General features: G+C 61.2%; 15 protein-coding genes and 1 pseudogene. 11 read left to right on the top strand and 5 right to left on the bottom strand.

The annotated features are described in order from the left end of the window. The coding region (locus AB4Z43_RS33155; protein ID WP_441940938.1) for a beta strand repeat-containing protein at window positions 1-5,237 on the top strand (5,237 nt) is incomplete at its 5' end. Window positions 5,238-5,336: 99 nt separating this feature from the next. Here the strand turns inward: AB4Z43_RS33155 and AB4Z43_RS33150 are convergent. Together AB4Z43_RS33150 and AB4Z43_RS33145 are read right to left on the bottom strand one after the other, a co-directional pair. Further along, window positions 5,337-6,683, bottom strand: coding sequence for an HlyD family type I secretion periplasmic adaptor subunit (locus tag AB4Z43_RS33150; protein ID WP_441940936.1), 1,347 nt, complete (start codon window positions 6,681-6,683; stop codon window positions 5,337-5,339). Then, entirely contained in the window at window positions 6,670-8,439 is a 1,770-nt protein-coding gene (locus tag AB4Z43_RS33145) for a type I secretion system permease/ATPase (RefSeq protein ID WP_441940934.1), read from the bottom strand. Before AB4Z43_RS33145 ends, AB4Z43_RS33150 begins: the two co-directional genes overlap by 14 nt. Before the next feature lie 389 nt (window positions 8,440-8,828). Between AB4Z43_RS33145 and traA the strand changes: the two are divergent. The 4 genes and pseudogenes from traA to AB4Z43_RS33125 all read left to right on the top strand — a co-directional run bounded on the left by traA (window position 8,829) and on the right by AB4Z43_RS33125 (window position 13,930). Next, a pseudogene (gene traA / locus AB4Z43_RS33140) lies at window positions 8,829-11,881 on the top strand (Ti-type conjugative transfer relaxase TraA). Between the two features lie 128 nt (window positions 11,882-12,009). Further along, entirely contained in the window at window positions 12,010-12,225 is a 216-nt protein-coding gene (locus AB4Z43_RS33135) for a helix-turn-helix transcriptional regulator (protein WP_441940932.1), read from the top strand. A gap of 730 nt (window positions 12,226-12,955) precedes the next feature. Next, on the top strand, window positions 12,956-13,693 hold the full coding sequence (locus tag AB4Z43_RS33130) for a hypothetical protein (RefSeq protein WP_019863198.1): 738 nt from the start codon (window positions 12,956-12,958) through the stop codon (window positions 13,691-13,693). 42 nt (window positions 13,694-13,735) lie between these two features. Beyond that, entirely contained in the window at window positions 13,736-13,930 is a 195-nt protein-coding gene (locus AB4Z43_RS33125; RefSeq protein WP_167470462.1) for a hypothetical protein, read from the top strand. 425 nt (window positions 13,931-14,355) lie between these two features. On the opposite strand, the gene AB4Z43_RS33120 is transcribed toward AB4Z43_RS33125, so the two are convergent. The 3 genes from AB4Z43_RS33120 to AB4Z43_RS33110 are packed head-to-tail and all read right to left on the bottom strand — an operon-like array spanning window position 14,356 to window position 15,852. Next, window positions 14,356-14,949: a DJ-1/PfpI family protein gene (locus AB4Z43_RS33120; RefSeq protein WP_019863196.1), complete on the bottom strand. Its 594-nt coding sequence runs from the start codon at window positions 14,947-14,949 to the stop codon at window positions 14,356-14,358. Continuing rightward, complete coding sequence (locus AB4Z43_RS33115; protein ID WP_441940930.1) at window positions 14,915-15,139, bottom strand: hypothetical protein; 225 nt, start codon at window positions 15,137-15,139, stop codon at window positions 14,915-14,917. The genes AB4Z43_RS33120 and AB4Z43_RS33115 overlap by 35 nt, the downstream gene beginning before the upstream one ends. Before the next feature lie 11 nt (window positions 15,140-15,150). Further along, entirely contained in the window at window positions 15,151-15,852 is a 702-nt protein-coding gene (locus AB4Z43_RS33110; RefSeq protein ID WP_441940928.1) for a GntR family transcriptional regulator, read from the bottom strand. Between the two features lie 203 nt (window positions 15,853-16,055). On the opposite strand from AB4Z43_RS33110, the gene AB4Z43_RS33105 reads away from it, so the two are divergent. The 6 genes from AB4Z43_RS33105 to AB4Z43_RS33080 all read left to right on the top strand — a co-directional run bounded on the left by AB4Z43_RS33105 (window position 16,056) and on the right by AB4Z43_RS33080 (window position 21,707). Next, entirely contained in the window at window positions 16,056-17,282 is a 1,227-nt protein-coding gene (locus AB4Z43_RS33105) for an iron-containing alcohol dehydrogenase (protein ID WP_038644520.1), read from the top strand. A 16-nt stretch (window positions 17,283-17,298) separates the two neighbouring features. Beyond that, window positions 17,299-18,786, top strand: coding sequence for an NAD-dependent succinate-semialdehyde dehydrogenase (locus AB4Z43_RS33100; RefSeq protein ID WP_441940926.1), 1,488 nt, complete (start codon window positions 17,299-17,301; stop codon window positions 18,784-18,786). A 10-nt stretch (window positions 18,787-18,796) separates the two neighbouring features. Further along, complete coding sequence (locus AB4Z43_RS33095; protein ID WP_019863191.1) at window positions 18,797-19,621, top strand: alpha/beta hydrolase; 825 nt, start codon at window positions 18,797-18,799, stop codon at window positions 19,619-19,621. Between the two features lie 178 nt (window positions 19,622-19,799). Beyond that, window positions 19,800-20,240 (top strand): hypothetical protein, encoded by a 441-nt coding sequence (locus AB4Z43_RS33090; protein WP_027047749.1) that lies wholly within the window; start codon window positions 19,800-19,802, stop codon window positions 20,238-20,240. Between the two features lie 193 nt (window positions 20,241-20,433). Next, complete coding sequence (locus AB4Z43_RS33085; protein WP_236952160.1) at window positions 20,434-20,982, top strand: hypothetical protein; 549 nt, start codon at window positions 20,434-20,436, stop codon at window positions 20,980-20,982. Between the two features lie 380 nt (window positions 20,983-21,362). Further along, a complete protein-coding gene (locus AB4Z43_RS33080; RefSeq protein ID WP_010913447.1) occupies window positions 21,363-21,707 on the top strand; it encodes a hypothetical protein in 345 nt (114 codons plus the stop codon). Window position 21,708: the final 1 nt, after the last annotated feature.

Below are 21,708 nucleotides of genomic sequence, written 5' to 3'. Positions count from 1 at the left end.
TCACCTGGACCTACACGGTTGCCGATTCCGCCGTCGAGTATCTCGCCAAGGACCAGACCAAGGTCGAGAGCTTCACCATCACGCTCGACGACGGCAATGGCGGCCTGATCACCAAGCAGATCGACGTCACCATCACCGGCACCAACGACCAGACGCTGCTCACCTCGGTCAACAGCACTGCGATTTCCACGACGGTGGCGGAATCGGCCGGCAATTCATCGGCACAGGACATTGCCGCGATCAACGGGTCGCTCGCCTTCAGCGATGTCGACATCGGCGACAGTCTCGCCGCATCCGCTGGCTCGCCGACCGTTGCCCTCAATGGCGGCGCTTTGCCGGCCGGCGTCGATGCCGCTTCCCTGACCGCGGCCCTCAATCATCTCAGCTTCGGCGTCAGCGTCGTTTCCAACGGTGAGGCCACCCAGAACATCAGTTGGACCTGGGACCCGACCGCGGCCAACCTCGACTTCCTCAAGGCCGGCGACCAGCTCACCGTCACCTACGCGATCCACGTCGCCGATTCAGTGCCCCAAAACCTCACATTTACCATCACCGGCACTAACGACCAGACCCTGCTGACGTCGGTCAACAGCACTGCGGTTTCGACGACGGTGGCGGAATCGGCCGGCAATTCATCGGCACAGGACATTGCCGCGATCCATGGAGCGCTCGCCATCACCGATGTCGACATCGGCGACGGCCTCAACGGATTTGCCGGCTCGCCGACCGTTGCCCTCAACGGCGGCGCTTTGCCGGCCGGCGTCAATGCGGCTGCCCTGACGGCGGCGCTCGATCATCTCAGCTTCAACTTCGGCGTCGGCATCTTCTCGACCGGCGGCGCCACCCAGATGAGCTGGACCTGGGACCCGACCGCCGCCAACCTCGACTTCCTCAAGGCCGGCGACCAGCTTACCGTCACCTATGCGGTCCACGTCGCCGATTCGGCGCCCCAGAACCTCACCTTCACCATCACCGGCACCAACGATGGACCGACGCTGGCTCCGATAGCGAACCAGACCTATACAGACACAGCGGCTGACGACACGTTCGCCCCGATCAGCGGCACTTTGAGCAGCCAAGATCCGGACGCAGGCGACACGAAGGTCTACTCGATCAGCAGTGGCATTCCGGAGGCCCACACGGTCAACGGAGTGGACTACGACATCATCAAGCCCTCTTTCTACGGACCGCTGTACCTCAACAGCCAGACGGGTGCCTACACCTTCGTTCCGGACGACTCGCGTCTCGAGAGTCAGAAGACCAGCGAATCTCTATTCTTCGAGTTCACGGTGACGGACGGTTCGGGGGCATCAGCTACCCAAACCCTTACCATTAACATCGATGGTGTGAACGATACGCCGACGCTCGCGGCGGTGACTGGCCCAACCTACAATGATACCGCCGGCGCCGACACGTTCAGTGCATCGTCGGGGACGTTGTTCGGCTCGGACCGGGACTTGGACACGCTGAGCTACGGCATCAACAGCGGGATGACCGGTGGCAGCACCATCATCGGCGGGGTGACCTACGATGTCTCCAAGGTAGGGAGCTTCGGCACGCTCTACGTGAACAGCTCGACCGGCCAGTATACCTATCAGGAGAATAACAGCGCCATCAACGCGGCGACGACGGCCACGTCGGACAACTTCACAGTCACGACCAGCGATGGCACTGCCTCGGCCAGCACCGCTCTCAATGTCACCATCAACGGTGTGAACGACGCGCCGATCGGCGTGAACGATACAGGCTCGGCGACCGAGAAGGGCGGCACGGCCAACGCCTCGGGCGGTGCGAACGCCACCGGCAACGTCATCACCAACGACACCGATGTCGACAGCGCCGGCCTGACGGTTAGCGCCATCCGCACCGGCGGCACCGAAGGCGCCGGCATGGCAGGCACGGTCGGGTCCGGACTGGTCGGCGCGCACGGCACGCTGACGCTCCAGAGCAACGGCAGCTACACCTATGTGGTCAACGAAAATGATGCCACGGTTCAGGCGCTCAATACCGGCGGTTCGACCACCGACAGCTTCAACTACACCGTCAGCGACGGCAGCCTGACCGACACGGCGGTGCTCACCGTCACCATCAACGGCGCCAACGACGCACCGGTGAATACGGTGCCTGGGACGCAGACGACGAACGAAGACACTGCGAAGGTCTTCAGCTCGGCCAACGGCAACCAGATCAGCATCTTCGATCCGGACAACACCACCCACACGGTGACGCTGTCGGTACCCAACGGCGCGATCACGCTGAACGGCACGTCTGGACTGTCGTTCACGGTCGGTGACGGCACCGCTGACGGCACCATGACGTTCAGCGGCACGGACGCGAACATCAACGCCGCCTTGAATGGACTGAGCTTCCTAGCCAATCCAAACTTCAACGGAGCGGCGGCGATCCAAATCATCACGTCCGATGGCGCACTCTCCGATACCGACAGCGTCGTCGTCATCATCAATGCGGTGAATGACGCGCCGGTGAATACCGTGCCCGGAGCGCAAACAACGAACGTAAATGTCAGCAAGGCGATTACTGGTCTCAACATCTCCGATGTCGATGCTGGCACGGCGAGCATGACCGTCACTCTGGCAGTGACCCATGGTACGCTGACTGTCTCGGGCGGATCAGCTGCTATTAGCGGTAACGGTACCGGCACTGTGACCCTCACAGGAAGCCAGACCGCGATCGACTCGACGCTGGGCGCCACTGTTACTTATGTCCCGACGAACAACTTCGTCGGGAGCGCCACGCTAACAATGACGACCAGTGACAACGGCAATAGCGGATCCGGCGGGACGCTCACGGACACCGACGTCGTTTCAATATCCGTGGTCAGCCCGAGCTCGTCCACGCTGACGACTGGAACCGACACAGTGTTCTTTGCTTCTGGTACAAACACAATAACAGGAACAAATACTACAGCCACCAACGGTGATGTTATCACAGGCGGCACGGGTACAGACACACTCACAATCGATACCGCCAAAAACATAACCCAGACTTATACGTTTGGAGACGGAGCACACTCGGATATCGGTCTCACCAACTTCGAAACTCTGCAATTCATCCGGAGTGATACGACAGGATCCGATCCGACCATTACCGCCGTCTTCGACTCGTCGTTCAACAATAACGGCACGCTGACGGTCGACGGGTCCGCGCTCACCGGCAGCCACGCTGCGGGTTTCACGGTCGACGCAAGCGCCGTGACGTCGGGATCGTTCGTCATCGTCGGTAGCGCCCAAGCTGACACGTTAAAGGGTGGCGCGGGCAGCGACACGATCTCCGGCGGAAATGGTGTCGACAGGATTGTGGGGAACGGTGGTGCGGATACGCTGACGGGTGGAGCCGGAAACGATACGTTCGCCTATCTAGCGACTGGTGACGCCGGCGACCACATTACGGACTTCAACACGAGCGGTGACAAACTGGAATTTACCGTTACCGCCAGTCGGTTCGCAATCGGTGATCTCGATACAAACGTTGAAAACGTAAAAAGCGGAAACAATTCAACAATAAATGTGGCTAATACTGAAGTCGGCATCAAAACAGATGCCTCCGTAACCACAGCAACCGTTCAGTCAACGATCGATGGTTATACCAACATCACCACCGGTGCCCTGTTCGTGTTCTTCAATTCAACCGTAGGTCATGCCCAAGTCTACTACGATGCAAATCCGGCTGCCGCAGGTGGTGCGATCCTCGTCGCAGATCTGGATAACTTGACCACTCTTGCAAGTATCACCGCCTTCAATGCCGCGGATTTCGCGTTTGGAACGGCACTTGCCCCTGCGGGTGTAGCGGGAGAGGCCATCAATCTGGCCTTGACGGCGCCGGCCGAATTTCAGGGCCAAACCGCCACGGTTACCATCACCAATGTCCCTGACGGCTGGGTTCTCAATGGCGGAACGCAGCAGGCTGATGGCAGCTGGAAAGTCACGACAGCGGACATCAGCAAGCTGACAGTGACTTCGCCAGTCGAACATGTTGGCGCGCTGCATCTGGATGTGACCGTTGATTTCGTGCAGGCCGATGGCTCGACGGCAACTCTGCGGTTCGCCGACAATGTCGAGGCCTACGCGCCGGGTTCGCCGATCTTTGCCTGGTCGGGCGACGACGTTCTTACCGCCTCGAGCGGCAACGACCTGTTCGTCTTTTCGCAGCCGATCGGCAACGACACCGTGCACAGCTTCGACGCAACGGCGGACAAGGTCGATCTCATCGGCTATTCCGGCTTCCAGAGCTTTGCGGACGTCCAGGCGCATACCGCTGACGACGCCAGCGGCAACGCGGTGATCACGCTCGGCGACGGGCAATCGATCACGCTGGAAGGCGTGCATTCCTCAGCCCTCAGTGCCGGCAATTTCGTCTTCGACCAGACGCCGGTGGTCAACAATGCCGGAACCATGACGATCGGCGACGGCGCATTGCTGCCGCTGAGCGGCACGGTCAACAATTCCGGGCTCATCTCGCTCGACTCGACCGGCAGCGATACGCTGCTGCAGCTCATCCAGCACGGCATAACACTGCAGGGCGGTGGACAGATCGTCCTTTCCGACAGTGATGCGAACGTGATCTCCGGCACCGCAGCCGATGTCACCCTGACCAATATCGACAACATCATCTCCGGCGCCGGCCAATTGGGCGGCGGACTGCTGGGCCTGAACAATCAGGGGACAATCATCGCCACCGGCACGCATGCGCTGGTTATCGACACGGGCGGCAGCACCGTCGCCAACTCTGGAACGCTGGAGGCTACTGGATCGGGTGGCCTGACGATCACCGGCACGCTCGCCAATTCCGGGCTGATCTGGGCCAATGGCGGCAACATCACAATCAACGGCCAGGTCACCGGCGAGGGCGACGCCATCGTCGGCAATCTGTCGAAGGTGGAGTTTCACGCCGCCTCTTCCGCACACGTCATTTTCGGGACGGATGCAGCTGGCACATTGCGGCTGGACGATTCATTCGATTTCAGCGGCAGCATCGCCGGCATCACCAATGATGACAAAGTAGACCTCGGAGATATCTGGTACGGGACCGGGACATCCGCTGTCTATGAGGCAAACCAGGATGGACGCGGGGGCACGTTGACCGTTTCGGACGGCACCCATGATGCCACGCTCCACATCATCGGCACGTACGATGCGGACAGCTTCACGGTAGCCGACGATGGCACTGGCCGGACCGTGGTTGGCTATCATCCGGCGGACGAATTCCACTTCGTCTGACCGTTGAACGGCCGTAAGGACCAATCTGAAGCGGGCGCCGGATCAAACGCGGCGCCCGCTTCATATCTGAATTTCGAATATTCCAGACGTAGGGCGGGCCTATTTCTCGCGAAATGCCCGCTGGAACGAGTCGACCAGTGGCTTGGTGAGATAGGCCAGAAACGTCCGCTCGCCCGTTGAGATGAATGTCTCGACCGGCATGCCCGGATAGATCTGCTCGGGCTTGACCTCCGGCGGCAGCTTGTCGGCCATTTTCAGCCGGACGGTGAAATAAGGCAGCCCCGTGCTGGGGGTAATCAGCCGATCTGCCGAGATGTAGAACACCTTTCCGGGTACTTTTGGCGTGGTGCGCGCATTTAGCGCCGTAAACATCATGTTGGCATCCTGCCCCACCCGGATCGAGTCGATGTCTTCAGGCTTTATCCTGGCCTCGACGATGAGTTCGTTCGTGGTCGGCAGGAGTTCCATCGCAACCTCTCCCGCTCTGATGACGCTGCCTTGAGAATTGTAGAGGGATCGAACGACGATGCCGTCGACCGGCGCCCGGATGGTCGTCCGGTCGAGGACCGATCGAGCGGCGTTGATTTGTTCCTCGAGGTCCGCGACCTGTGCCCGTGCTTTGTTCATCTCGGTCACGGCATCCTCGACTCGGCTGGTTGTTAGCCGTTCAATCTGTTGACGCGCTTCCACGGTCTGGGTTGTAGAACTGGCGATCTGCGCCTCTAGAGACCCTGCCTGGCCTACCAAGTCGGCGGTGCTGCGTAGCAGATCCGTGTATTCCGAACGATTTGTCAGTCCTCTTTCCAGCAGACGCTTTTTGCGTTCCGTTTCCGCATTGACGATTGCGAGCTGGTTTTCCGCGGCCTCCTTTTGAGCCTTGAGGCCAACAACGGCATCCTGAAGTGCTGCTACCCGTTGCTTCAGAATACCCTGTTCTGCGGCATAACGCGCCAGCCGCGCCTCAAATTCCTTGCTTTGCTCTCCGAAGACATCGCTATATTCGGAAGCCCCCGAGTACGCGCCGAGGTCACTGGATAAGACAATTTTCTCAAGTCCGTCCCGCTCTGCTTCGAGCCGCGAAATTTCGGCTTTTTGTGCAACCCACTGCTTCAGAACGCGGTTCAGTTGAGATTGCGCGACGGTCGGATCAAGCACGATCAGGGCCTGGCCTCTTGAGACCCTGTCGCCCTCCCGGACCTTGATGCTGCTGACCACGCCTCCTTCGAGGTGCTGGATCATGACATTTTGCCCAGCTGCAGCCACGACACCCGGCGCGATCGTCGCTCCCCCGATTGGTGCGGTGGCCGCCCAGAACCCGAAGCCGAGCACGAACACAGCCACGCTTCCATAGCCGGCCAAGGTGATCCGATCTGTGCGTGTGTCGACATTGCGCTGCCAGCGATACACCTTGGCATTCGCTTGGACGGTTTGGCTAGGAACCATCATTGGCGACCTTTATGTCAACGCGAGCAGGTGACGGGAAAGGCACCACTCCTTCATTGTCATGCGACTGAGCGGCCGCCGCCGCTGCCGCTTGGCCCCGTCGCTGGGCAAGTTGGTCGAGCACGTCCTTGGTCACGCCGTAAATCTCGACCTGTCCATTTCGCAGCATGAGGATGCGATCGCATTTGGAAGCGAGGGAGGGTCGGTGCGTGATGACGAGCACGGTCGTTTTTCGTGAACGGGCCTGGATGATCGCCCGCTCCAGCGCGGCTTCGCCGTCGGAATCGAGATTTGCATTGGGCTCGTCGAGAACCAATAGCTTGGGATCGCCGTAAAAGGCGCGCGCAAGGCCAATGCGCTGACGCTCGCCACCCGAGAGGCGAACGCCGGTCGGGCCGATCAACGTCGAATATCCATCCCTCTGACCCAAGATGAGCTCATGCACCTGCGCCTGTTGAGCTGCTTGAACCAATTTCCCGTCAGGCGCATCCGGCTCGAAACGCGCTATGTTCTGGCCGATGGTTCCTGGGAAAAGTTCTACATCCTGCGGAAGATAGCCAATATGGCGGCCGAGCTCCTCCGGATCCCAGTTTCGAATATCGCCGCCATCGATGCGGATCACCCCCGAGCGAGGCTCAATGGCACCAACTATGAGACGCGCCAGAGTTGATTTTCCAGCTTGGCTTGGCCCGACGATCGCGACTGTTTCGCCAGCGGGGACTTCAAAGGTCACCCGCTTTATGAGCGGCAGCGAGCCGTCGGCCGAACCTGGAAGATGATAGACTAACTGATCCGCGCTCAACGCTCCTTGGGGCGTTGGCAATGCGACATTTTCCTTTGGTCCGGACCTCGATTGGACAGCTGAAAGCCGCTTCCACGCAAGATTGGCGTCGATGATCTGCCGCCAACTGCCAACGATCTGATCGAGAGGCTGCAGGGCACGCGCGGAAATCATCGAGGACGCAAATATCATACCGGCGGTCATCTCGTTGTGCAGGACCAGATAAGCGCCGACGCCCAATATCGCGATTTGCAGTACCGATCGTGTGGTACGAGAGACACCACCATAGAATGCGTTAGTGCGAGCGAGCCTATCGGAGGCATGCAGAGAGCCGGAAAAACGCGTGCCCCAGAACTCGATCGCATTGGACACCATGCCGAGTGCGCGGACCGTTTCGAAGTTTCTCGCGAAGGCCTGCGCCGAATTCATTGCGGCTCCAAGATTCTCCGCCGCCTCTTTGCCAGGCCGCGAACTCGCGACTTGGTTCAGCACGGCAACAGATACCATGAGAACCGCCCCGACGACCGTTACAAGAAACAGCAACGGGTGGATGAAATAGAGGAGGCCCACGAAAATAGGCCCAAAAGGAAGATCGAAGAGAAAGAAGATGGTCCGCGAGGCGATAAATCCCCGCAGTGTGGCCAGGTCACGCAGGGCTTGAACATCGCCGAGTCCAGCGCGTGGGCCACTCATTGCGGCGAGAAAAGACGATGCACCCAAAGAGACATCCAGGCGTGCGGCGAGTCGGCTCGCATAAACACCCCGTACGACTTCGAGGACGCCGAAAAGCAAAAGCGACGCAAGCGCCAGCAAGGTGAGATAGGTGAGAGTATCCAGGTTGGCGGCCGGCAAAACTCGATCATAGACCTGCAGCATGTAGAGAGGCAGGATCAGCACGAGCGTGTTCATCACCGCGGAGAAGAGGCCCATTTCGACCACGCTTCTCGATAGCACCTTTCTGCCTGTAGAACTGGACATCCCCAAAATTGGCTCCCCCCCGGGATAAGCGGTCAAATTAGACGATCGTTATATATCATACGTGGTTGCCACGCTATCCGTGGGGATTCTTTTGACAGCCATAGTAAAGAGGGCCTACGCCGAGGCGCTGCGCCAGCAAAATCGATGCATTTGAGGGATGCTCGCCGGCTGCTGCGCGCAGGCATCAATCAGGCTCTCGATCAACTGGCTCGACATTGGCTATCTCCATCGGTTGTCGATCGCAGGATGATATCGGGGCGTCCGCCGGAAGGCTTCAGGGTTGCCGAGACAGGCGGGGACGGGCTGGTCCATCCCGAGAATTTTTCGAGGGAGGGCGCGCTTATACGTCGTGCCGACGTGCGCTTTGCCGTGCAAATGATCCTGTCGCGATGGCGATCTATCATCTTCACGTCAAGGTCATTGGCCGCAAGGCAGGCTCAAGCGCCGTGGCCTCTGCCGCCTACCGCTCGGCTTCGCGGCTGCGTGATGAGCGGATCGAACGCAGCCATGATTTTTCTGGCAAGCGCGGTGTTGTCCATTCCGAGGTGATGCTGCCGGAGGGTGCGCCAGAAGCCTGGAGCGACCGCGAGAGGCTGTGGAACGATGTCGAAGCTTTCGAGGTGAGGAAGGATGCACAGCTTACGCGCGAGGTGGAGTTTGCTCTGCCGCGCGAACTGAGCCAGGCGCAAGGCATCGAACTGGCGCGCGACTTTGTTCAGGCTGAGTTCGTCAGCCGGGGCATGGTCGCCGACCTCAATGTGCATTGGGACAGGGCAGAGGATGGCAGTCCCAAGCCGCATGCCCATGTCATGCTCACCATGCGGTCGGTGGACGAGAACGGTTTTGGTCCGAAAGTGCGAGACTGGAACAGCACCGAGCTGGTCGAGCGCTGGCGTGAGCGCTGGGCCGAGCTTGCCAATGAGCGCCTAGCTGAACTCGACATCGACGCGCGCATCGATCATCGCAGTCTGGAAGCGCAGGGCATTGCCCTGGAGCCGCAAACCCAGATTGGTGCACCGGCGCAACGCATTGAGGGCAGCGGCCTTGACGCCGTCGGCATTGAAGCAGATCGCGCCGAACTGCATCGCGAGATCGCGCGCAACAATGGCGCGCGCATCATTGCAGACGCATCCGTGGCGCTGGATGCCATCACGCATCAGCAATCGACCTTCACCCGAAAGGACATTGCGAAGTTCTCGCATCGGCACAGCGACGGAATGGAGCAGTTCAACGCGGTGATGGCAGCCATCACCAACGCGCCCGATCTGGTCGAGCTCGGCAAGGACGGACGCGGCGAAGATCGCTTCACCACGCGGCAGATGATCGAGACCGAACAGCGCCTGCATCGCGCGGCGGAACGCATGGCCGGACACGAAGGTCATGCGGTGAGCGACGCACACCGCGAGGCAGCGCTGGCGCGGGCTGCGCAACGCGGGCTTATCCTTTCGGGCGAGCAAAGCGATGCGCTTGCGCACATCACCGATGGTCGTGGTCTTGGTGTCGTCGTCGGTTTTGCCGGAACGGGCAAGAGCGCGGTGCTGGGTGTTGCACGCCAGGCATGGGCAGCAGCAGGCTATGAGGTTCGCGGCGCGGCACTCTCCGGCATTGCGGCCGAGAATCTCGAAAGCGGATCAAGCATCCCGTCGCGCACCATTGCCAGTATGGAACATGGCTGGGGACAGGGGCGCGATCTGCTCACCGCGCGTGATGTCCTGGTGATCGACGAGGCCGGCATGGTCGGCACGCGCCAGTTGGAGCGCGTGCTCTCCCATGCGGCGGGCGCTGGCGCAAAAGTCGTCCTTGTTGGCGATCCGCAGCAGTTGCAGGCGATCGAAGCCGGCGCCGCATTCCGCTCGATCACGAGCGCCACGGCGGCGTCGAAATCGGCCAGGTGCGCCGACAGCGCGAGGACTGGCAGCGTGACGCCACGCGTGATCTGGCGACGGCCAAGATCGGTGCTGCGATCAGCGCCTATGACGCGCAAGGCATGGTGCACCAAGCTGCGACGCGCGACGAGGCGCGCAGCGATCTGGTCGAGCGCTGGGGCCGCGACAGGCAGGCGCAGCCACAGGCGAGCCGGATCATTCTCACCCACACAAACGACGAGGTGCGCGCGCTGAACCAGGCAGCGCGCGAGCGCATGCGCGCGGCCGGCGATCTTGGCGATGATGTTCAGGTGAATGTAGAACGCGGTGCAAGAAATTTTGCAGGCGGCGACCGCCTGATGTTCCTACGCAACGAGCACGGGCTTGGCGTCAAGAACGGCACGCTCGGCATCGTGGAAGAAGTCAGCACACAGAGCATGACCGTGCGCACCGATGACGACAGGTCGGTCCGCTTTGACCTGAAAGACTATGCCCACATCGACCACGGTTATGCCGCGACCATTCACAAGGCGCAGGGCATGACGGTTGACCGGACTCATGTGCTCGCTACGCCGGGCATGGATGCGCATGGCAGCTACGTCGCACTGTCGCGGCATAGAGACGGGATGGACCTGCATTACGGCGGCGATGACTTCGGTACGCGGGACCGGCTGGACCGAGCGCTGTCACGCGACCGCGCCAAGGACATGGCCTCGGATTACGGGCAGGTCGACCCGGCGCGGAACTATGCCGAGCGGCGGGGGATCACTTTCCGCGAGCGAGTGGTCGAGATCGTGCGCCGGATGGTTCCGGAGAAGCTGCGCGACAGGATCGGCGGGCTGCTGGACGGGTTGCGCTCGCCCGGAGACGCAGAGCCCGGCCAGGACCGTGGGCGCAGGCCTGGAAGGGAAGATCTTGGCGCGCAAATCGCGGATGCTGGCCCTACGCCTGATACAGACGTTTCCGCCAGGCGAACCCAGCGCGAAATGGGTGTGCCAGCGGGCCCGGAAGCGGCGTTGCGCAGAGATCGCACGAAGGCGCTGGTGCGTCACGCGCGTGCGCTAGACACCATCCTCCACAGCGGAAATGCGGACGGACAGGGCAGTCCCGAGCAGATGCGCGAATTGAGGGATGCTCGCAGCGCTTTCGAGAAGGTTCGCCCGCACGGTTGGCGCGATGCCGAAGCGGCCTATGTTAAGAACCCCGAGCTTGTCCGTGAGGCGGCGACCGGCCGCGTCAACCGCATCGTGCTTGCTCTTCAGCTTGAGACGGAAATCCGCACCGGACTGGATACCGACCCGGACCGACGCGCCGACCGTTTCGTGGAACGCTGGCAAAAGCTCGAGCGCACGAGCCAGCGCCAATATCAGGCCGGCGACATGTCTGGCTACAAGTCCACGCGCTCGGCCATGTCCGACATGGCCAAAAGCCTCGAACGCGATCCTCAACTGGAATCCCTTCTTGTCAGTCATAAGAACGCGCTTGGCATCCAAGTCGAATCTGGCCGCAGCCTTGGCGTGGAACTCGCCTTCAACCACGGCATCGGTCTGGGACGGGGACGCGGCATCGGACTCTGATCCATCCGATTTGCGGCCGTTTCCACGTCACCTTACGACGCCGCGACGATCCCTCTTGCACGCCCGTAGCTGCCGGTTCTGTTGGGTTCATCAGGTATCAGAAGCAACCAGCGGAAAGCAGGCCAGCCATGCCGGAACCCGACCGCATCATCCGCCTCAGAACCGTCCTTGCCCGGACCGGGCTCTCCCGCTCAACCATCTATCGCAAGATTGCCGACGGCACCTTTCCACCCCAAATCAAAATCAGCGTAAACGGTGCAGGGTGGCGAGAGTCGGAAATCAATCGATGGGTAGAGAATCCTGCATCTTGGAGTCCAAGGCGAGAAGGTGATGAAATCCGATAAGTCCGGTTGCGGGCGGCGGCGAAATGACAGCATCTATCGCATCATGCAATGCAATTTTCTGTGGAAAACGGAACCGAACCACCGGTATGATTTTGGATTGGGTAATTCTGCGGGTATCGACCATTACCCACACTGAAGATCTAAGAATAAATTCAAATAGATAACCGAAAGTTCGATTCCGCCTCTGGCACCATTTCCTTTGTAAGGTGTTGACGCAGCTGAAAAACTAGCAAAATTATATGCTTAGGCCTGCCCGAGTGCTACACACGGGTGTTACACATGGTCCTTGCTATGGGCCGTCCTGTCAAACATCGTAAGACTGGGGTGTACTGGTTCCGAAAGCGCCTACCGGCGGACATTGCCGCGCTGGCGCCGCATGTGCGAGCGATGGCATAGATGTCGCAGGGATGGTGATCGGTCCGAGCCAGCATGCCGCGCGCCCTTGCCGTGAGTACGCCGCGTAAATTGCATAAGTCTCCGCTTATAGGCAAGGCTCAACGAAGCCCGCCCCAGACAGTTTTGCCCCCGTCCGAGGCGGGCTGAGGAAGCTGATGGAGGCAGCCTCCGGCCTTGGCCCACGGGGATCAAAACCAAGGCAGATTCGAAACTTCACCCGGCGAAGAATGTTCCGGCCGTGGTGATCTCCGGCTGTAGTCACATTAGCCCCAACTAACGCTCTCTGGACTCTTTTCGCCAATGAAAGCATTCTTCCGGCGGGGAGAGTGGGACTGTGGGCCAAGTCCAGCAACAGGGGTCAGCCATCCTGATCGATGGGGGGATCGCAGGGCAGCGGCTCAATCTGCCGCTCGCGATCATCTTGACCGTCAGCCTGGTCATCGCGGCTATTGCGCCATTCGACGTTGGCTTCGTCGCCGTCACGTTCGGATCTCCAGTTCTACGCGTCATGCTTATGGCCGCCCTCGTGATGATCGGCGCTTGGTCAGCGAGCCAAGTCGGCCTACGTCTGACCGCATCGGCTCGATCAGCATTGATCGGGGCGATTGGTGCGATCCTGGTTGCCGGCTATGTAGTCTGCATCGACTGCTATCTATTTCGAAGCGTTGTCCCGGAATCCTATGCGCAATTTTTCGAGCAAATGCCGCTGGGTGAGCGCTTTGCCTATTTCATGCTCCGCGCGTTCAACGAGAATGTGATCTATCGCCTGTTCGTATTCGCGACCGCCCTTTGCCTGCTTTCGAAGCTGACGAGGGTAGGAGCAAGGGAGATGGCACCGATCGCCATCCTAGCCGTCATGGTCGCAACCCAGGCGCTCAACATTGGGATGAACGTGACGGCGTTCTTACCGGGCCCGATATCGCCGCTGGTGCTCACCTACGAGGCTTTGCGCTACGTCGTCCCAGGCGTCATTTGGGCATGGCTGTTCTGGCGCTTCGGTTTCCTGACTGCCGAGATTGCTTCGGTTGGCTGCCATCTGTTTCTTCAGCCGGCGCTGGGCATTCTGCTTTAGCCGCTAACGGTCTATTGCGTGATCCTCGTTTAGCATCCGCTGATGGATGACACGTTCGAAGACTTGATTCACGCTGTGAAAGCTGCGCCAAAAAGCGATCGGCTTGGCATTGTGCTGGCGAGCCTTGCCATCCTTGCCGCGGTGGCCGGCAGTGTATTGCTCAAAGGAACAGGGCACGATCAGCCGCGACCGCCAACTGTCGACATTGGCCAGATCCTTCACCCCGGAGTGGTCTGAAGCTACCCCCATGCAGAGAAGCCCGACGGCGGAGACTGGTTAAACGCAGTGGCGCCAAAATTGGCGGCGGAAAAGTCTGTGCTGTTGTGAATGCTGATACCGGCAAAAACAGCGCCGGAATTGAGGCCACTGGGAAGCGATATCCCGCCGGCACCAGTCGCAGGATCGAGATGTCAGCGCCGTGGTTGACGTGATAGACGGCGCCGTCAATCACGAGCGCCGGGACGGACTTGACCCCCGGCTTCGTCGCTTCGGCACGCCGGCCCTTTGTCACGCCCCGTGCGGCCGTTGCCGATCCTGGCGCCATTCACGGTTTCACGGAAACGGCAGCCTGCTCTAACTCTTCGTTTTGACGCCATTCCCAAGGGAAGGCGTCTGCTCTTCCCTTGGGAATGGCCGGCACGCTGGCGTGCCGGCCATTGGCGTCAAGCGTGGCGGATTTCGGTTCCCAGCACCTTCAAGCATTCGCGGATGAACGCGGCAAGCGCCGTCCAACCCTTGGCGGACACCATCGTCCCGTCCACATAGGCATCGGTGGGAGACAGGTCGATGTAAGTGCCGCCGGCAAGCGTCACCTCCGGCTCGCAAGCCGCGAGAGCCCCGACCTTCTTGCCGCGCACGACGCCATCGACCGCGATCAGAATCTGGACGCCGTGGCAAATCGTGAAGATCGGCTTTTTGGTCTCGTGGAAATGGCGCACGATCGCCTGCACGCGCTTGTCGGTACGAATGTATTCCGGTCCGCGGCCGCCGGCGCAATAGACGGCATGATACTGGTCGAGCTGTCTTTCGGCGTCTGAGAACGTCTTGTTGATCAGCGCGTAGTGGCCGAGCTTTTCAGTGTAGGTCTGGTCGCCCTCGAAGTCGTGCAGCGAGGTCTTGATCAGGTCTCCTGCGTTCTTGTCGGGGCATACTACATGAACCGTGTGGCCTACGGCTTCCATGGCCTGCTGATAGACGAAGATCTCGTATTCTTCGGTGAACTCACCGGTCAGCATCAATATTTTCTTGCCTGGCATGGCTCTTCCTCCTGTTGGGGCTGGGCGAGGTGCGGATCGCGCCTCGCCTGTCTTCGAAATCGGATCGGATCAGAACGGCGGGTCCCAGAAATGAGCGCTCGGCGCGCAGCACCGGTTCGACGGCGCCCGGCACGCCACCAGTAGGCAGCGTGCTTCCTCCCTCTCCGGCGATATTGGCGGCAATGGACATCGGGTCCGACCTCAATCGAAGGCCGGAAGCAAGCGATCGCGCGAATGCTCGATATGGACGCGCATCGCCTTTTGGGCGGCGTCGGGATCGGCCGCGCCGAATGCGGCGAGGATCGCCTCATGTTCGTCGAGCGCTTCCTCGGTCACGCGGGCATGATACATCAGGCGGAAGATATGGAAGTGGGTATGCTGGTGGCTCAACGTCTGCCGAATGAGTTCGTTTTGCGAAAACTCCATGATCTTGTCGTGGAAGATCGCGTCCTGCCGGGCGAAATTCGAATAACGCAGGCGATCGTCCTTGCCTTCGCGCCGTGACATCACGCCGGCTGCTTCCAGCAAAATGCTGAGCTTGGCTTCATCCATGGCAGCGGCGGCTTTCGCCGCGGCATGCGGCTCAAGCAGAAGGCGCATCTCGTACAATTCGTCGAAGCGGCGCCGTGTGATTTGTGGTGCCGCGCGATAGCCGATCAGGTGCGTCTTGAGCACCAGGCCTTCGCCTTCGAGGCGGCCGAGCGCCTCGCGGATCGGCGTGTGCGAGACGTTGAATTCCTTGACCAGGCTGTCGACAGTGATGCGCGAACCCGGCGCGATCTTGAGCGCCATCAGCTGCGCGAAGATCGCTTCGTAGACATCCTCGACCAGGCTGTTGGAGCGCTGGATGCGACCGCCGCCGGCGGTCGTTTCGGTCGTGTCGGCTGAGCTCGCGATCTGCATCTTTTTTGCCTCTTGACAGTGCGGACTGCTAACACGATGCTCCAGCCGATGCAATCCTATATCCTATACGATTTTAAAGCGGATATGTCTGTCGGGCCGTTGCATGGGTGCTACAGGGTGTCCTGGCGCGGTTGCGGACAGATGGCGGATCCGCAGCGAGAACCCTAGCCAGTTCAGCCGCCTTCAAAGGACAAAAGATCATCATGAGCCTCTTCGCCGCCCTCCGGCTTCCGCGTGAAATCCTTTTCGGGAAAGGCCAGCGCCATGCGCTGCCGACAGTCGCCGGCAGGTTCGGCCGGCGCGCCCTGGTCTGCACCGACGAGCGTTTCGCCGGCACGGCGGTGTTCGCGGAAATCGTCAAATCGCTCCAGGCCGCCTCGATCGAGGTGCTGGTGCATGACCGCGTGCTTCCCGACGTGCCGCGCGACAGCGTCAGCATTTGCGTCGAGGAGGCGGAGAAATTCCGGCCCGAGATGGTGATCGGCATCGGCGGCGGCAGCTGCCTCGATTTCGCCAAATGCGCTGACTTGCTGCTCAGCCACGGCGGCACACTTCAGGAGTATTATGGGGAGTTCAAGGTGCCCGGCCCGACGCTGCCGCTGATCGCCGTGCCCACGACAGCGGGCACCGGTTCCGAAGTGACGCCCGTCGCGGTGATCTCCGATCCGGACCGGACGCTGAAGGTCGGCATATCGAGCCCCTATCTGATCGCCGCGGTTGCCTTGTGCGACCCCGAACTGACGATGACATGCCCCCCTGCCCTGACCGCGATAGCCGGCGCGGATGCCTTGACCCATGCGATCGAGGCCTTCACCGCGAAGCGGCGCGGCGAGGACCCCAGCCTGGCGCAACAGCATGTCTTCATCGGCAAGACCGCGCTGACCGACCATTTCGCCCTGCTGGCCATAGAGCTGCTGGGCCGCAGCCTGGAGAAAGCCTGCACCGATGGCACCGATGCCGATGCGCGCGCCGATGTGATGATGGGCGCGCTGGCGGCGGGCTGCGCATTCGGCACCGCCGGCACGGCGGCGGCGCATGCCGTGCAATATCCTGCGGGCGCCCTCACCCACACCGCGCACGGATTGGGCGTGGCGACGATGATGCCCTACGTCATGACCTACAACAGCCGCGTGGTCGCCGCCGAGATGGCCGAGATCGGCGCCGCGCTTGGCCTCGAAGCCAAGGGGCGGAGCGCCGAGGAGATGGCGGATGCCACCATCGGGGAAATCCGGCGGCTATTCGCGACGATCGGCATCACGCCGACCCTGGCCGACCTCGGCCTTCCCGCCGACAAGCTCGACTGGACCGCCGATCAGGCGCTCGGCATCGACCGTCTGATCAAGAACAACCCGCGCCCCTTCGATGTCACTGCCATGCGACGCCTGGTCCAGGCCGCCCATGACGGCGACCTCGCAGCCTGCGCCATGTAATCCACGGAACAAGACCATGAACCTTCCTCCCAATGCGCTGTGGATCGACCAGGACGACTATGATGTTCGCGGCTTTTCGCACGGACTGTACATCGACGGCAGATGGCGACCATCTTCCGACGGCCGGGTCATTGACGTCGTCGATCCTTCGTCGGGGTCTGTTATTGCAGCGGTCCCCGACGCGACGCTCGAGGATGCCCTGGCCGCGGTCGATGCGGCAGCCAAGGCGGCGACGGGATGGCGGGAGACGGCGCCGCGCAAGCGCTCGGAAATCCTCAGGCGCTGTTTCGAACTCATGGTCGAGCGGTCGGAAACGCTCGCCATGCTGATCTCGCTCGAAAACGGCAAGGCTCTGCGCGACGCGCGCGGCGAGGTTGCGTACGCCGCCGAGTTCTTCCGCTGGAACGCGGAAGAAGCGGTTCGGATCACCGGCGAGTTCGGCACCGCGCCATCCGGCACCAACCGCATCGTGGTCGACTATGAGGCGATCGGCATCTGCGTGCTGATCACGCCCTGGAATTTTCCGGCCGCGATGGCGACACGAAAGATCGCGCCGGCATTGGCGGCCGGTTGCACGGTGATCCTGAAGCCGGCCAGCGAAACGCCGCTGACGGCCTATGCGCTGGCCGCGCTCTACGGCGAGGCCGGCGTTCCGGCCGGCGTGGTCAACGTGCTCACCACGACCAGTCCCGGTCCGCTGACATCGGCCATGCTGGCCGATCCGCGCGTCAGGAAGCTCTCTTTCACCGGCTCGACGGGCGTCGGACGAACCTTGCTTGGCGAAGCCGCCAAGCATGTAGTCTCCTGCTCGATGGAACTCGGCGGCAATGCACCCTTCGTCGTCTTCGACGATGCCGACCTCGATGCCGCGCTCGATGGCGCCATGATCGCGAAGATGCGCAATGCCGGCGAAGCCTGTACAGCCGCCAACCGCATCTATGTCCAGTCGGGCATTCATGATGCGTTCGCCGACGGCCTTCGCAAGCGCATGGCAGCTCTCAAGGTCGGACCAGGCATGAGTGCGGATACCGAGTGCGGGCCGATGATCACCAGAAAGGCGGTCGCCAAGATCGACCGCCTTGTCAATGACGCCGTGGCCCGGGGAGCCAAGGTACTTTGCGGCGGCTCGATCCCGGAAGAGGAAGGCTTCTTTTATCCGCCGACGGTCCTGTCGCAGGTTTCGCCCGATGCCGACATGGCGCATGAGGAGATCTTCGGGCCGGTAGCGCCCATCACGCGATTCGAGACCGAGGCCGAAGTCATCATGCACGCCAACAACACGGAATACGGCCTTGCCGCCTATATCTATACGCGCGATGTGGGCCGAGGATTGCGGGTGGCATCGAGGATCGAGGCCGGCATGATCGGCCTCAATCGGGGGCTGATGTCGGACCCTGCGGCGCCCTTCGGTGGCGTCAAGCAGAGCGGCCTGGGTCGCGAGGGCGGCCAGCACCACGGCATCGCCGAGTTCATGGAGGCGAAGTATATCGCCGTTACCTTCTGATCGGGCATCCATGCAGAAAGACCCCTTCCGCACCCGCGATCACGTTGCCGACTTCGATGACATCGTGGCCGATATCGTGGCGCGCAGCACCGCTACCCGGGCGACGCTGCCCATGGTGGCTAATGTCGCCTATGGCAACGGCGCGGCCGAGAGGCTCGACCTGTTCTTTCCCCCGGTCGGGCGCAAGAATATTCCGGTTCATATTTTCATCCACGGCGGCTACTGGCGCATGTTTTCAAGGGGCGACTATTCCTATGTGGCGAACACAGTCACCAAAGCCGGTGCGATCGCCGTCATCGTCGATTATGCGCTAATGCCCGAGTTCAGGATGGCGGCGATCGTGGAACAGGTCCGGCGCGCCAAACAATGGGTGCTGGACAACATCGTCGACCATGGCGGCGATCCCGCCCGGATAAGCGTCAGCGGCCATTCAGCCGGAGCGCACCTGGCCACATTCCTGTTCGAGAAGACGCCAATGCCATCACGCATCCGTGCGGCGCTGCTGCTGGGCGGCCTTTACGACCTGAAGCCTCTGCAGAGATCCTTCCTCGAGCCGTTGATCGGCATCACCGACGAGGAGGCAGCTGCCTTCACGCCAATGACGCGGCGGCATGACCCGAAGACGGCAGTGACCATTCTCGTCGGGGACCAGGAAACGCAACCCTTCCACCAGCAAGCGGCCGACTTCGGAACACTCTTGCGCGCGCAGGGGCACGGTGTCCGCGACCTCCGCCTGAATGACCGGAACCATATGAACAGCGTACGGGATCTGGGCATCGTCGGCACGCAGGCTGGCGATTGCCTGATGCAGACGATTGAAACAACCCTCGTCTAGAGCAATTCCAGGAAAAGTGTGAGCGGTTTTCCGCAACCTCAGGACTTGGCCCTGTTGCGTGACCAGGCAGCGCGCCGAGTGAAACAGCTTTGCTCTCATTGGCCATTCAGCGGATTCGATTTGCTTGGTGATCCCCTACCCTTAGGGCAAACTCCCTGCCGGGGCTGCAGGAGGTGAAATGAGAGCACGCGCAGCAACGCTCGGGGATCTCGAGGATGTGTTTCATGGCCTCTCCAAGCGGATGTCGGAGGAGTACGCGGCGGCCGGCAAGGACAGCAAGATCGCCTACGACAATCTGATGATGAATCTGAAGGAAGGCCGGGCGCACGCGCTGGTCGAGGGCGAGAAGGCCGTGGCGATCATCGCCTGGCATGAGAACAGCGACGCCGCCGATACGCTGTTTGCCGCGCAGGAGGACTTCTTCCGCGCCTCGACCGTGCGCTTCTGCAAGCGGCATATCAGGCACATCCAGGCGCTCGCCGGCAACCTTCCCATCCACTCGCGCAGCTGGCTGCAGGGGCCTGACGTCGCCCGATGGTTCGGCATTATCGGTTATGTCGAGCGCGGCCAGGAGAACGGCGCCAACCTGTTTGAGCTGCCGCCGGCCCGCGCCAGCTAAGGAACCCTGGCTGGCGGCATGTGTTCCTCCTTGCCGCAAACGCCGAGTATACCTCGCCATTGCCCGCGCAGATTCGTCGATGCGGGTCACCTCTTCGGCTCCAAGCGCTTTAACTCGGTGGCCGTGCGAATTGCACACTCGGCCGCCTTGGACTGCCTCAGCAAGCGGCTTGCACGGGGCGACGATTGGCGGGATGTTACTGGGGGCAACCGGGGCCAAACCGGCAGGCCGAGATCGATATGGCTGCTGGAAAATGTCGCGAGCTTGCTTCGCCCTTTTTATTCTTGTTGCCTTGCTGATGCCGGTGGAGGCCAGCGAGCGCATGTCTCATCTGCTTGACCGCTCCAACCTGCCGGTCTCCTATCTTCGCGAATCGGATGTTGTGACCGCATACACGACTGCAATGGCGCGCTTCCGTCTGCAGTTCGCAGGACGTGCCGGCGAAACCAATCTTGCGGTCTCTCTCGAACCATTGCTTTTGCGGGCGGAATTCCGTGCGCGGACCTGGCGCTCGGCGGACGGCAGCTTGTTGCAAGGCTTCGCCGGCAAGGGCGGCTTCCGATTGACGATCGGTAACTGCCTGGCGCGTATCTGCGCTGCCAGCGAATGCAGCGATGCCGGTTGGCCGGTTTACGCCTGCAGCGACGGACGCAAGCGCAAGATGTCCGTCACGGATTTTGTGACGGCAAGCTTCGACGGCGTGCCCTATCGTCGATTGAGCGCCCCCCCTTCGCAGGAATGAGGGCGCGAAGTGCCACCATCCTACCGAGGCAGGCGTTCAGCAAGGGGCGGTATTCCTTCCCGCACCGCGAACGCCTTCCCAGTCAAAAATTACTCGCCTCACGCCCAGCGCTGCGACTCCCCGCCGCAGTCGCGCAGGGCGTTGCGGCACTGAAATTGACGCTCGGCATCATCTTTTCCCCGCGAACTCGGTCCAAATAGAATAGGATGGTGGCGCGCCATCCGAACGCGGACACGTGTTGCATTCGACCCAGGCAGCCGGAAAACCGGTGACAAGCGCCGCCGGAACGTGTTGAAGGTGACGGTCGACACAGAGAGGGACGTGCGATCGGGTTGCACTCGGCAAGTGTTGATGGTTTGTTGCCGGTCTGCGGAGAACGAATGATGCGAGAATCGATCGGTCAAGACGAATATGGGTCGGCGAACCCTTTCGATCCGGACGACCTGCCCAATCTGAATGCGATCGGGCCAGGGATCGGCAACAATGATTTCGAGAAATACGCGGTCGCCGTGATCATCGTGTTCGGCGCCCTGATCATCGGCGGGCTGATGGCCGCGTCGATGACCTTCGGCCATCGCAACGGGTTCCTCTTCGCGCTTGGCGGCGCCACATCGGCCTGGATCTCCGGAAACGCGCTTCTGCTTGACCGGCCGCGCATCTACGCGCTGTTCGTCGGCATCGCCGCCCTGATGCTGATCGCATCGACCATCACACTGGTTACCTGAC

It is taken from the genome of Mesorhizobium sp. 2RAF45 (genome assembly GCF_052115225.1).
Taxonomy (GTDB): Bacteria; Pseudomonadota; Alphaproteobacteria; order Rhizobiales; family Rhizobiaceae; genus Mesorhizobium; species Mesorhizobium jarvisii.
Note: the sequence above shows the minus strand (reverse complement) of the source record. Positions and strands in the feature narration are given on the sequence as shown.